Source organism: Nitratireductor sp. GISD-1A_MAKvit (assembly GCF_040819555.1).
GTDB lineage: Bacteria > Pseudomonadota > Alphaproteobacteria > Rhizobiales > Rhizobiaceae > Nitratireductor.
This window is the reverse complement of the sequence record NZ_CP161920.1, coordinates 371,124-384,031: the sequence shown is the minus strand read 5'-3', so window position 1 is coordinate 384,031 and position 12,908 is coordinate 371,124. Positions and strand designations below refer to the sequence as shown.

Annotated in this window: 11 protein-coding genes and 2 pseudogenes; 7 read left to right on the top strand and 6 right to left on the bottom strand. The window is 58.5% G+C overall.

Annotated features, from left to right (window positions below):
- Positions 1 to 210 precede the first annotated feature (210 nt).
- Positions 211 to 1,525: pseudogene (mnmE, locus tag AB2N04_RS03050) on the bottom strand (tRNA uridine-5-carboxymethylaminomethyl(34) synthesis GTPase MnmE).
- Positions 1,526 to 1,603: 78 nt separating this feature from the next.
- Between mnmE and AB2N04_RS03045 the strand changes: the two are divergent.
- Entirely contained in the window at positions 1,604 to 3,616 is a 2,013-nt protein-coding gene (locus AB2N04_RS03045) for a thioredoxin domain-containing protein (protein ID WP_367716949.1), read from the top strand.
- A gap of 117 nt (positions 3,617 to 3,733) precedes the next feature.
- On the opposite strand, the gene rho is transcribed toward AB2N04_RS03045, so the two are convergent.
- The 3 genes from rho to hemE all read right to left on the bottom strand — a co-directional run bounded on the left by rho (position 3,734) and on the right by hemE (position 6,745).
- The gene (rho, locus tag AB2N04_RS03040; RefSeq protein ID WP_367716948.1) at positions 3,734 to 4,999 is read right to left on the bottom strand and encodes a transcription termination factor Rho; all 1,266 of its coding nucleotides are present in this window, start codon (positions 4,997 to 4,999) and stop codon (positions 3,734 to 3,736) included.
- Positions 5,000 to 5,189: 190 nt separating this feature from the next.
- On the bottom strand, positions 5,190 to 5,720 hold the full coding sequence (hemJ, locus tag AB2N04_RS03035) for a protoporphyrinogen oxidase HemJ (protein WP_367716946.1): 531 nt from the start codon (positions 5,718 to 5,720) through the stop codon (positions 5,190 to 5,192).
- A complete protein-coding gene (gene hemE / locus AB2N04_RS03030) occupies positions 5,720 to 6,745 on the bottom strand; it encodes a uroporphyrinogen decarboxylase (protein ID WP_367716944.1) in 1,026 nt (341 codons plus the stop codon). The genes hemJ and hemE overlap by 1 nt, the downstream gene beginning before the upstream one ends.
- Positions 6,746 to 7,144: 399 nt before the next feature.
- On the opposite strand from hemE, the gene AB2N04_RS03025 reads away from it, so the two are divergent.
- The 5 genes and pseudogenes from AB2N04_RS03025 (at position 7,145) to dnaQ (ending at position 10,781) form a co-directional block, all read left to right on the top strand.
- Complete coding sequence (locus AB2N04_RS03025) at positions 7,145 to 7,990, top strand: pyruvate, water dikinase regulatory protein (RefSeq protein ID WP_367716942.1); 846 nt, start codon at positions 7,145 to 7,147, stop codon at positions 7,988 to 7,990.
- On the top strand, positions 7,983 to 8,588 hold the full coding sequence (locus tag AB2N04_RS03020; protein ID WP_367716941.1) for a Maf-like protein: 606 nt from the start codon (positions 7,983 to 7,985) through the stop codon (positions 8,586 to 8,588). Before AB2N04_RS03025 ends, AB2N04_RS03020 begins: the two co-directional genes overlap by 8 nt.
- Positions 8,581 to 9,415, top strand: a pseudogene (locus tag AB2N04_RS03015) (shikimate dehydrogenase). The gene AB2N04_RS03020 and the pseudogene AB2N04_RS03015 overlap by 8 nt, the downstream one beginning before the upstream one ends.
- Positions 9,412 to 10,014: a dephospho-CoA kinase gene (gene coaE, locus AB2N04_RS03010; RefSeq protein ID WP_367716940.1), complete on the top strand. Its 603-nt coding sequence runs from the start codon at positions 9,412 to 9,414 to the stop codon at positions 10,012 to 10,014. Before AB2N04_RS03015 ends, coaE begins: the two are co-directional and overlap by 4 nt.
- Positions 10,015 to 10,079: 65 nt before the next feature.
- Positions 10,080 to 10,781, top strand: coding sequence for a DNA polymerase III subunit epsilon (dnaQ, locus tag AB2N04_RS03005; RefSeq protein WP_367716939.1), 702 nt, complete (start codon positions 10,080 to 10,082; stop codon positions 10,779 to 10,781).
- An 82-nt stretch (positions 10,782 to 10,863) separates the two neighbouring features.
- On the opposite strand, the gene secB is transcribed toward dnaQ, so the two are convergent.
- Both secB and AB2N04_RS02995 read right to left on the bottom strand, forming a co-directional pair.
- Complete coding sequence (secB, locus tag AB2N04_RS03000; RefSeq protein WP_367716938.1) at positions 10,864 to 11,373, bottom strand: protein-export chaperone SecB; 510 nt, start codon at positions 11,371 to 11,373, stop codon at positions 10,864 to 10,866.
- A 118-nt stretch (positions 11,374 to 11,491) separates the two neighbouring features.
- Complete coding sequence (locus AB2N04_RS02995; protein WP_367716936.1) at positions 11,492 to 11,992, bottom strand: FxsA family protein; 501 nt, start codon at positions 11,990 to 11,992, stop codon at positions 11,492 to 11,494.
- Between the two features lie 207 nt (positions 11,993 to 12,199).
- Between AB2N04_RS02995 and AB2N04_RS02990 the strand changes: the two genes are divergently transcribed.
- On the top strand, positions 12,200 to 12,907 hold the full coding sequence (locus tag AB2N04_RS02990) for a Tim44/TimA family putative adaptor protein (RefSeq protein ID WP_367716934.1): 708 nt from the start codon (positions 12,200 to 12,202) through the stop codon (positions 12,905 to 12,907).
- Position 12,908: the final 1 nt, after the last annotated feature.

Below are 12,908 nucleotides of genomic sequence, written 5' to 3'. Positions count from 1 at the left end.
GAGGGAGTGTCGCACGTCATCCGGCTCACGGGAGACATGTCCTGTTATGAACCGGCAGTCAAGTGATCAGCCCGTGTGGTTTCACGTGAAACAGGGTCGATGAATTCGGTCGCGTTCATTGCAATGTTTCACGTGAGTCATCGCCTGGCTTCCTGGCCAATGTTTCACGTGAGTCACGGAGAACGCGTTCACATCAGTGTTTCACGTGAGTCATTTGCCAATACAGAACTGCGAGAAAATGGAATCGAGAAGGTCTTCGGGATCGATCCTGCCGGTGATCCTGCCCAGTGCGTCTGCCGCTAGCCGTAGTTCCTCTGCGCGAAGCTCCAGCGGCATCGCCGTATCCGAGAGCGCAGTTTCGGTGTGTGCGCTCGCTTGATTGATGAGATGAACGTGCCTTTCGCGAAAGGGCAATATTTCCCGCGCACTGTCCGACGCTTCGCGTGCGCGCTCCCCGATGTGACGCAGAAGGGTATCGATGCCCTGCCCAGTCATCGCAGATATGTAAAAATCATAGCCAATCGACTGATTGACCTCGGATAGAATGTCAATCTTGTTGGCTATCCGACAATGCGGCACGCCACTGGGACCCTTGACCAAAACCGGATCCGTGCTGTCCGCCAGCATAAGGATGAGATCGGCCCTCGCCGGCTCGATCGATGGCTCTGTCGATTCCGAGACGTTCCACACGTCCCGGATTATCACGGATACCAGCGGTATCGGTGACAATCACTTTCATCCCATCGATGTCCAGCTGCGCTTCTAGAACATCTCTGGTGGTTCCCGGCTCATCGGTCACGATTGCAATGTCGCGGCTGGCGAGCGCATTCAGGAGGCTGGATTTTCCCGCATTGGGCGCTCCCAGGATAACAACCCGAAAGCCGTGCCGGATGATCTCGGCCCGGCGATATCCCGCCGCGTGCTGTTGCAGAGAGGTCTTTAGCTCTGAAAGCTTATGCCACACCCCACCTGAAATCGTATCGGGGACATCCTCTTCGTCCGAAAAGTCGAGCTCCGCTTCAATCATGGCGCGGATCTCGATCAATGCCCTGCGCCAACCGTCGTAAAGCTCCCGATGCCGGGATTCTGAATTTCCAAGAGCGAACCGGCGTTGTGCCTCGGTTTCTGCAGAAATGAGATCGGAGAGCGCTTCGGACTCGGTCAGGTCGAGCTTGCCGTTCAAGAACGCTCGCCGGGTGAATTCTCCGGCTTCGGCAAGGCGGAATGAATGTCGCCTCCCGAGTGTCTCGAGCACAGCCTGAACAACGGCACGCCCACCATGAAGATGAAGCTCCGCGCAATCCTCACCAGTAAAACTGTGCGGTCCGGGGAAATACAGAACAAGTCCCTTGTCGAGAACTTCACCCGAGTGTGTGCGCAAAACCCGCAGCGTTGCTCTGCGCGGTTCCGGCAATTCACCGATGAGTGCAAGAACGGCGTCACGCGTGCCTGTGCCGGAAATTCTTATCACCGCGACTCCCGATGGCAATCCCCCGCTCGAGAGTGCAAATATCGTTTCCCGCATCTGTTTGCCCTCGTTTCCAAAGCGCCCTACCGTACTGCAAGGTATTTTCCATAACGATCGAATGTGCAAGGAAGCCAAATGCCACTGCCCGAAAAAAACCTTCTTGCCGAAGAGTCGAGCCCCTATCTTCTGCAGCACAAGGACAATCCGGTGCACTGGAGACCCTGGTCGGCTGCTGCGCTGGAAGAAGCCAGGACGCTGCAAAAGCCCATTCTGCTTTCTGTGGGATACGCGGCCTGCCACTGGTGCCATGTGATGGCGCACGAATCATTCGAAAATCAGCCAATCGCGGATGCGATGAACCGATATTTCGTGAACATCAAGGTTGATCGAGAGGAGCGCCCGGAGATCGATCAGATCTACATGGCAGCATTGTCCGCCACTGGCGAACAGGGAGGCTGGCCGCTGACGATGTTCCTCGATCCCGATGGAAATCCATTTTGGGGCGGCACATATTTCCCACCCGAGCAGCGCTACGGAAGACCAGGATTTCTGCAGGTACTCGAAGCCGTGAAATCCGCCTGGACCGACAAGAAGGACGAACTCATCAGGAGCGCCAATGCGCTCGACAAGCATGTGAGAAGCCGTCTTTCACCGCGGTCATCAGGTACCGTTGAAGCGCCGCGTCAAACGCTTGGCGCGCTCGCATCGAACATCCACAGGATGATGGATCAGGATAGGGGCGGGCTACGGGGCGCGCCGAAGTTTCCCAACGCTCCATTCATGCGGGTCCTCTGGCTGGACGCATTGCTCTCGGGTGAACCGGTGCACGCGAACACGGTGTGCGAGAGTTTGAAAGCCATGCTTTCGGGCGGCATATACGATCATGTGGGTGGTGGCCTTGCACGGTACTCAACGGACGACGACTGGCTCGTCCCGCATTTTGAGAAGATGCTCTACGACAATGCGCAGCTCCTTCAAATGTTGTGCTGGGCATACGGGCGCACGGGAGACGGGCTTTTTCGCGTAAGGATGGAAGAAACGGTCGACTGGCTTCTTCGTGAGATGCGCATCGAAGACCGCGCTTTCGCCTCCAGTCTTGACGCCGATACGAGCGGTGTCGAAGGCGAAACCTATCTCTGGGATGAAGCCGAGATCGAGCGGATACTTGGCAACCGCTCCGCAAGTTTCTTCGAGACATTCTCTCTTGCCAGACCGGAAAACTGGGAGGGTCGCCCCATTCTTCATCGGCGCAGCCATGCGGCATATCGCGACGACACAACGGAAACGGCATTGCGCGATATGCTCGACGAACTGCTCGCACATCGTGACCGGCGGCCTCAGCCCCAACGTGATGACAAGATACTCGTGGACTGGAACGGTATGACGATTTCGGCCCTGGCCAATGCGGGACGCGCGCTGAATCGCGAGGACTGGATCGCGGCCGCCGACAAGGCATTTTATTTCGTATGCGAATCGATGGAGGATGGGCGGCTTCCCCACAGTATTCGCGATGACAATCGCCTTTTTCCCGGCCTCTCCAGCGATTACGCGGCAATGATCAGCGCGGCTGCGGCGCTTTATCAGGCCAGAAACGATGCATTTTATCTGAGTCACGCTCGAAATTGGCACGAACAGCTCGATTCATGGTACGGCGATGAAGAAGGCACCGGGCATTACCTCACGGCGCAAGATGCCACCGATGTTCCGATGAGGATCCGGGGAGATGTGGATGAAGCCCTGCCCTCCGCCACCGGTCAGGTGATTGAAGCGCTGCTCGCCCTTTCCGTACTCGGTGGAGAGGTCGGGAGCGACCGGCTTTCCAGCCTTGTGGAGCGTGCACTCGCCAGGGCCGGAACGCTCACCTATGGGCAGGCGGGCATCATCCATGCATCGGCGCTGGCAGAACAGCCGTTGAAACTGATCATGGTGGACGATCCATCAGGATCCAGATTCATTCCGGTAGCGAATCGAACCATCGATCCCCGACGATTCGACATTGTCGTGTCGGACTCCGGTCGAGCGAGCCCACTGCCGGACGGTGTTGAGATCGATCCAGGCACACCCGCGGCCTATCTGTGCATCGGCCAGACGTGTCTGCCACCCATTCATACGTCAGAAGAGCTCGAACGCGCCCTGAAGCAACATTGATCACGGCAGAACCTTCAAGCCGGTGCATCGGAAAACGGCACCACGAGCTACTCGTGATGCCGTTTCCTGCATGCATAATGGGAGGCCACAAGACCCTGCGGCCCGTAGTTCTTCCCATCAGGTGTTCATGGAATCGAAGAATTCCGCGTTCATCTTGGTCTGTTTGAGCTTGTCGTTGAGGAACTCGATCGCATCGGTCGTGCCCATGGGCGCGAGGATGCGGCGCAGAACAAAGATCTTCTGCAGGTCCTGACGCGCAACAAGAAGGTCCTCCTTGCGCGTGCCCGACTTGAGGATGTCGATCGCCGGGAAGATGCGCTTGTCGGCCACCTTGCGGTCGAGCACGATCTCCGAATTGCCGGTTCCCTTGAATTCTTCGAAGATCACTTCGTCCATGCGACTGCCGGTATCGATGAGCGCCGTGGCAATAATGGTAAGCGAACCGCCCTCCTCGATATTGCGCGCCGCGCCGAAGAAGCGCTTCGGGCGCTGCAGGGCGTTGGCATCCACACCACCGGTCAGAACCTTGCCAGAGGATGGAACGACCGTGTTGTAGGCGCGGCCAAGGCGGGTGATCGAATCGAGCAGGATGACAACATCCCGCCCATGCTCGACCAGGCGCTTCGCCTTCTCGATGACCATTTCAGCCACCTGAACGTGCCGCGATGCCGGCTCGTCGAAGGTCGAGGAAATCACTTCGCCCTTCACGGAGCGCTGCATGTCGGTCACTTCTTCCGGACGCTCGTCGATCAGAAGAACGATCAGGAAACATTCGGGATGATTCGACGTGATCGAGTGGGCGATGTTCTGCAACAGAACGGTCTTACCGGTGCGCGGCGGCGCGACAATGAGGCCGCGCTGGCCCTTGCCCAGAGGTGCAACCAGATCGATCACGCGCGCCGACAGGTCTTTGGTCGTCGGGTTTTCGATCTCCATATTCAGCCGCTCATCGGGATAGAGCGGTGTCAGGTTGTCAAAATGGATCTTGTGACGGATCTTTTCGGGGTCCTCAAAATTGATCGTATTGACCTTCAGAAGGGCAAAATAGCGCTCACCTTCCTTGGGGCTACGGATCGGACCTTCTACCGTGTCGCCGGTTTTCAGCGAAAAACGACGGATCTGGGAAGGCGAAATGTAGATATCGTCGGGACCGGGGAGATAATTGGCGGTCGCAGAGCGGAGGAAGCCGAAGCCATCCTGCAGCACTTCCACGACACCCTCACCGATGATCTCGATATCCTGGGTGGAGAGCTTCTTCAAAATCGCGAACATCAGCTCCTGCTTGCGCATGATGCTGGCGTTCTCGACCTCAAGCGATTCAGCGAACGCTATGAGATCGGTTGGCGATTTGCTTTTCAGCTCTTGGAGTTTCATTTCCTGCATGTGCGGACTCTGGAAAGGCAAACAAAAGATGGGGACAGGGGTAGGCGTATTTGAGGCCTGCCGGCTCACGCAATGTGAGAGAAATGTGTGGAACCGGACGAAAGGAAGGAACCGACTCTTACCGCCGTCGCAGCCAAAGGGCAAGACGGCTTCGTCAGTTCCCTATCAAAGGCAGCTGCCGGAAGCCCTATCAGAAGGGCTTCACGATCACAAGAACCACGATCACGATCATCAGGACCGTCGGCACTTCGTTCATTATACGCCAATGACGTGCCGGCCGGGAGTTCTGATCGGCGGAAAAGCGGCGAACGGAAGCCGACAGATAGCCGTGCATGCCCGACATGGCCAGAACGAGTGCGATCTTGGCGTGCAGCCATCCGCCGGAAAAGCCGAAACCACTCCAGGCAAGCCAGAGCCCGAAAACCCAGGTCACAATCATTGCCGGGTTGATGATCAGCCGCAGGAGGCGCTGTTCCATCACCTTGAAGGTTTCCGACGTCTCCGAGCCGATCTTGGCATCGGCATGATAGACAAACAGGCGCGGCAGATAGAGCATGCCTGCCATCCAGGCAATCACCGCGATAACGTGAATGGCCTTCGCCCAGAGATAGAAACCGGACGGATCATACCAAAACAGAAGCGCTGTCAGTCCGATGAAGATCGCCAGCGCCGCAAAGGCCCTGCCTGCAGCTTTTCTGCCACCCGTGTCGCTCGAAACCATTACTCCGCCTCCCGTATCCGTTTCAGCATCGCTTCCACATGCTCAACCGGCGTCTTCGGCGTGATGCCGTGGCCAAGGTTGAAGATGAACGGCCCATGCCTCAGGGCCTCAACGATCTTGTCCACACCCTCGTCGAGCGCGTCTCCGCCTGCAATCAGACGCAGGGGATCCAGATTGCCCTGAACCGCGCCATCGGCCTGCAGGCGCCGTGCCGTGTCCAGCGGAACTGTCCAGTCGAGCCCCAGCGCTGTCACGCCGGTCATTCTGCGATAGCCAGCATATTGCGCGCCCGCGCCTTTCGGAAAACCGATGATCGGCACATCGGGATGCTTTTCGCGAACCTTCGCAACGATCCGCGCCATGGGCCGCACACACCACCGCTCAAACGACATCTCATCGAGAACCCCGGCCCAGGAATCGAAAATCTGAACCGCGTCCGCGCCGGCGTCGATCTGGCGGATAAGATACTCGGCGGAACAGTCGGCAAGGCAGTCGATCAGCGCGGAGAAAGCTTCTGGCTGCTCCAGAGCGAACATCCTCGCGGGCGCCTGATCGGGTGTCCCGTGTCCGGCGATCATGTAGGTCGCGACCGTCCAGGGCGCACCACAGAAACCGAGCAGCGTGGTTTCCTCGGGAAGCTCCTTGCGAAGCCGACGCACCGTTTCATAGACCGGCGCCAGGTGATCGTGAAAGCCGTCGGTTTCGAGCCTGGCAATACCGGCCGCGTCGATCGGTGTCAAAAGCGGACCCCGGCCTTCTTCGAAACGGAGATCCCGGCCAAGGGCATGCGGAACCACCAGAATATCGGAAAACAGGATTGAAGCGTCGAAGTTGAAACGCCGAATGGGCTGTAGCGTCACTTCCACCGCAAGATCGGGATTGTAGCAGAGGTCCAGGAACCCTCCGGCCTTTTTCCTTGTTTCCCTGTATTCCGGCAGATACCGCCCAGCCTGGCGCATCATCCATACAGGAGGCGGAAACACCGTCTCGCCTCTAAGCACGTCGAGGATTTTTCGCTGCCCCATCAGGCTGCTCCACAGTCAGGTTTAAAAAGATAATTTCAGATTTGAAGATTCTTCTATTTCTTAGACTCTGTTTGTAATGTGGATTCAATTCTGTCCACGGTTTCGCGCTCGATCCGCTCGGTCTTATTGCCGCGCCCTATCGTACCGCACAATTTCATAATAGCGGGGACAAAAGGGATTCAGCGTTAGGAATCAATCATCTGTCATGTTTGCATTGATGCCTTCCCGGTGGACAGCGAAGGAAGGTCCCCGATTTGTCGATTGTTCTCCACATGAGCAGATCGCAATCCACACAGGGCTCGGCTGTGGAAGACTCCATGGAGTTATCAAGAGGCACGGCCTCGCCATTTCCCGGTGGCCGCGTTATCAACAGGCATCCACATGGCGGGACAAATAACCGTGCAACAGCCGCAGCGCTTCTTCCATCTTCACATGATTTCTGATGCGACCGGAGAGACTCTCCTCGCCGCAGGACGGGCCGCAGCCGCGCAATACAAGGACGCGCGGGCGATAGAGCACATCTACCCGATGATTCGAAATGAGAAGCAGCTTGTCCGTGTGCTCGATGAGGTCGAGCGTGAGCCGGGCATCGTGCTCTATACGGTGGTCGATCAGAAACTGGCCCGACAGGTGGATGAAGGCTGCGCGGCGCTGGGTCTGCCCAGTGTTTCCGTGCTGGAACCGGTGCTCATGGTTTTCCAGTCCTATCTGGGAACGCCGGCGGGCCGGCGCATGGGTGCGCAGCATGTGCTGGACGCTCAGTATTTCCATCGCATCGACGCGCTCAACTTCACCATGGAGCATGATGACGGGCAGCTTCCGCTGGACATCGAGGAGGCGGATGTCATTCTTGTCGGCATCTCCCGCACGTCGAAGACACCGACCAGCATCTACCTGGCCAATCGCGGGGTGAAGACGGCGAATGTTCCGATCGTGCTCGACATGAAACTGCCGGAAGCATTGAGCCAGGCCAAACGCCCTCTCATTCTCGGGCTTGTCGCGTCTGCCGAACGAATTTCACAGATCCGGCAGAACCGCATATTGGGATCGGTCGATGAGACGGCGTTCAATCCCTACACGGATCGCGCCACCATTGCGCGCGAAATTGCCTATGCCCGCCAGCTCTGCAGCCGCCATGGCTGGCCGGTGATTGACGTGACACGCCGGTCGATCGAGGAAACCGCAGCCGCCATCCTCGCGTTATATGCAAAATCACGAGAAAACAGAGGGCAACGACATGACTGACAGACCCGCAATTGTTTTGGCGTCGGGTAGCGCTTTCCGACAAAAAATGCTGCGTGATGCGGGTGTGGAGTTCCAGGTGGAGCGCTCCACGGTCGATGAGCGGGCCGTGGAAGAAACGCTGGAAGGCAGCGGCGCAGATCCCGAAATGCTGGCCCAGGTGCTTGCCGAGGCCAAGGCCATCGAAGTTTCAGAGAGAGAACCCGGCGCGTTCGTGATTGGTGCGGACCAGACGCTTTCGCTAGGCGATGAGGTGTTTCACAAGCCGAGCGACATGGAGGGCGCACGTCGGCATCTTCTCAAACTCTCCGGGCGCACACACCAGCTCAACAGTGCCGTGGTGATCGCGCGGGATGGCGAGGTGATCTGGCGGCATGTCGGCGTTGCACGCCTGACCATGCGCGATCTCGATCCCGCTTTCATCGGCAGGCATCTTTCCAGTGTCGGGGAAAAGGCGCTGCAAAGCGTCGGCGCCTATCAGATCGAGGGTGAGGGCATTCAGCTCTTCGAGAAGATCGAAGGCGACACCTTTACCATCGTCGGGCTGCCACTCCTGCCGCTTCTGGCCGAACTGCGTTCGCTTGGAGCCATCGATGGCTGAAATTCGCGCTTTCGTCTGCGGGCATCCCATAGCCCATTCCCGCTCACCGCTCATTCACGGTTATTGGCTTCACGAGCATGGCATCGACGGCAGTTATGAAAAGCTGGATGTCGCACCGCTCGATTTCCCGGCATTTCTCGGCAGCCTCTCCCGAACCGGCTATGCGGGTGGGAACATCACTCTCCCGCACAAGGAAGCGGCGTTTGAGGGCGTCGATGCCCGCGATGAAGCGGCCGAGATGATCGGCGCTGTCAACACATTGTGGTTCGAAGACGGGAAGCTCATCGGCGGAAATACGGACGCATACGGGTTTGCCGCAAATCTGAGCGCCGGTGCGCCAGGCTGGACTGATGGCGAGACGGCGGTCGTTCTGGGGGCCGGCGGTGCGGCCCCGTGCGATCATCCATGCCATCCAGATGGCGGGATACGGGAAAATCCACGTGGTCAACCGCACCGTTGAGAGAGCCGAGGATCTGGCGCAGCGGTTTGGAAGCGGTGTTCAGGCTCATGGGTGGGACGCGTTGCCGGCGCTACTGCCGGGCGCGCAACTCCTCGTCAACACGAGCGCGCTTGGCATGACCGGCAAGCCGCCGCTTGAGATTTCGCTCGATCCGCTGCCCGATGGCGCGGTTGTCAGCGACATTGTCTATGCTCCGCTCAAGACCGATCTTCTCGCGGCAGCCGAGGCGCGCGGGCTCACCCCGGTCGACGGGCTGGGCATGCTGCTGCATCAGGCCGTGCCCGGCTTCGAGCGCTGGTTCGGCGTACGGCCGGAGGTCACCGAGACGCTACGCCGGCATGTTCTCTCCGATGGGGTGGAAACGTGACTTTGGTTCTCGGCCTCACCGGCTCCATCGGTATGGGGAAATCCACCACCGGTCGCATGTTTGAAGAGCTGGGTGTGCCGGTGCACGATTCCGATGCTGCCGTTCACCGGCTCTATTCCGGTTCGGCTGCACCGCTGATCGAAGCCCGGTTTCCCGGTACGGTCGTGGAAGGTGTTGTAAATCGTGAGCGGCTGGCCAAAGCCGTTGTGGGCCAACCCGAAGCCTTCCGGGCGCTGGAAAAGATTGTTCATCCGCTCGTGCGGCGGGATGCCGACGCATTCGTTGAAAAACATCGTGAAATGGCAACGCCTGTCATCGTTCTCGATATTCCACTCCTGTTCGAAACAGATGGCGAAGATCGTGTCGACCGCATCGTTGTTGTCACGGCCCCGGCGGAGGAGCAGCGCCGGCGTGTCCTTGCGCGCCCGGGAATGACAGAGAAAAAGTTTGCTGCCATCCTCAGCCGACAGGTGCCCGATGCCGAAAAACGCAGGCGAGCGGATTTCATCATCGACACGGGCAAGGGTATGGATGCTGCGCGTCAGGCGGTGAAGGAAATCATCGCACAGCTTTCCCCAGATCAAAGCGCGCACGACTGAGGTTCTGCTTGCGTCGAGCTTGCCGGATGCGCATGTTGCACCGCAGACGATGCTGGAGTGGATGAATGCGCGAAATCGTTTTCGATACGGAGACCACGGGTCTCGATCCCAACGAGGACCGGGTCATCGAACTCGGCTGCGTGGAACTGGACAATCGCTTCCCCACCGGCCGTACGCTGCATCACTTCATCAATGCGCAGGGGCGTTCCGTTCATCCCGAGGCGCAGGCCGTTCACGGGATTTCAGATGCGGATCTCGCTGACAAACCGGTCTTTGGCGCTGTTCTGGATGAGTTTCTCGAATTCATCGAAGGAGCGAAGCTGGTTGCGCACAATGCCAATTTCGACATCGGGTTCATCAATGCCGAGTTTGATCGGCTTGGCGTCCCGCCCGTCGATCCGGGCGTCGTGGTGGACACTCTGGCGATTGCCCGGCGCAAGCACCCGATGGGCCCGAACTCGCTCGATGCATTGTGTCGTCGCTACGGAATCGACAACAGCCGTCGAACCAAGCACGGAGCCCTGCTCGACGCCGAGCTTCTGGCCGAGGTTTATATCGAGCTGATCGGGGGCAAGCAGGCTGCACTTGGCCTGGAGGTTTCGAGCCGCAACGACGCCGGCGGTGACAGCGCATCCGGCACTGCCATCGCCATCGCTCCAAGACCGGAGCCGCTCCCCCCCCGGATCAGCGAAGAAGAGCGCGTGGCTCATGAAGCGCTGGTCGAAAAGCTCGGAGAGAAAGCGCTGTGGCGCAATCTGCGCGCCTGAGGATCGACCTTTTGCCATTCCATGAAAAAGGGGCGCCGCCCGAAAGCAGCACCCCTTTTCAAACCATCGTATGTGGTGAGGTTCAGGAAACCTGAACCTGGCCCTTTGCCTGCTCTTCGGCCACGCGCTGCTGGAACATGCGGGCGAAATCGATCGGATCGATCATCAGCGGCGGGAAACCGCCAGCGCGGGTCGCATCGGCGATCACCTGGCGCGCGAAGGGGAACAGAAGGCGCGGGCACTCGATGAAGAGAACCGGGAGCATGTGCTCCTGCGGGAAACCGGCAACGCGGAAAACACCGCCGTAAACCAGCTCGACATTGAACAGAACCTTGCCTTCGGCCTCGGCCTTGGCATTGAGCGTCAGCACGACGTCATAGTCGGTCTCACCAAGCGGGTTGGCGTTCACATTGACATTGATGTTGATCGCCGGAGCTTCCGAACGGCCACGCAAAGACTGCGGAGCACCTGGGCTTTCGAAGGAAAGATCCTTCACATACTGGGTCAGTACGTTCAAAGCGGGCTGAGCTCCGTTGCCGGCCTTCGGGGCCTCTTTTGCGGCGTCGGTTTTCTCTTCCGGTTTTTTTGCCATGCGTAATGTTCCTCAAGCGTGGTTTGGCAGCCGCGCGGCTCCCCTTTAAGAATTGTCTGCTCGCTAGCATGGGCTTTGGCGCATGACAAGGCGCGGCGGGCTGTCGTTCCAGCCCGTTTCAGTCGCGATCCGGCCGTTTCCAGGGGGAATTCCCGTTGGTGGAATCGCTGTAATCCTCGGCAGAGAGGTCAATTGTCCGTGGTTCGTCTCCCGCACGATTTGACCCTGGATGGTGCGCTCCCGCACCGGCTGGCCCGCCCAGAATAACGATCCGGTTTTTCAGAAACCGCCACCCGGCATCGCGGATTGCAGGGACAAAGAGCAGGAATCCCAGCGTGTCGGTGATGAAGCCGGGCGTGAGAAGAAGCACACCAGCCACCATGATCATCATGCCATGCACGAGATCGCGCCCGGGAACACCGCCCTCATTCATGGTTTCCTGAATTCGGCGCACCACACCAAAGCCCTGAATCCGCAAAAGGATCGACCCGGCAATTGCGGTGACGAGAACCATGCCAAGTGTAGGAAAAACCCCGATCTGACTTCCGACGATCACGAAGGTCGCGATCTCGGCAAGGGGAATGGAAAGCAGGAGGAAAGGAACAATCGAAAATCGCACGAATGAGTTAGCCTTGTTGCATGTTTAAGCGGAATCTGACCGTTCCATGCTGGCCAGTGTGAAAAACATAGGTATTCTGAGTGAAAATTTGAATGATTGCACTCCGCGTTCTATATGATTTCCGGTAAGGACGGGGTGCCGTCGCCTCTGCGCCTGCCCTGAGCCGGCAGGTGCCGCGGAATACAGTGGCTCGCTTGGCTGGACGTTATGGAATTTTTCGATTTCGGCACGATTTTCTTTCTGATTGCCGCCGTGGTGATCTTTTTCCAGTTGCGCAACGTTCTTGGCCGGCGCACGGGCAATGAACGTCCGCCGTTCGATCCCTATACCGCGGGGCGCACTTCGGCGAAGAATGATCAGGCTGCGAATGGCGAGAACGTGGTTTCTCTGCCGCGGCGCAAGGGGGCAGCCGAACCCGATCAGACCTATGTCGAGATCGATCGGGTGGCCCAGCCCGGCTCCGAGCTGAACACGGGATTGCGCGCCATCAGGGATGCTGATCCCTCGTTTGGTCCAAAGAGCTTCGTTGAAGGCGCCAAGATGGCCTACGAGATGATCGTCATGGCCTATGCGGATGGTGACCGCCGGACATTGAAGAATCTGCTCTCACGCGAAGTCTACGAGGGTTTCGTCGCCGCCATAGACGAGCGCGAGAAACGTAACGAGAAAATCGAATCCTCTTTTGTCGGCATAGACGACATGTCCATCATCTCCGCAGAGATGAAGGGCTCGGAAGCCCATGTCACGCTGCGCATCGTCAGCGAGCTCATTTCCGCCACGCGCGACAGAGCGGGTGAAGTGATCGACGGCGATCCGGAAACCGTGGCGGAAGTAAAGGATGTCTGGACATTCGCGCGCGACACGCGCTCCCGCGATCCCAACTGGAAGCTCGTCGCCACCGAAGCCGAGGACTGAA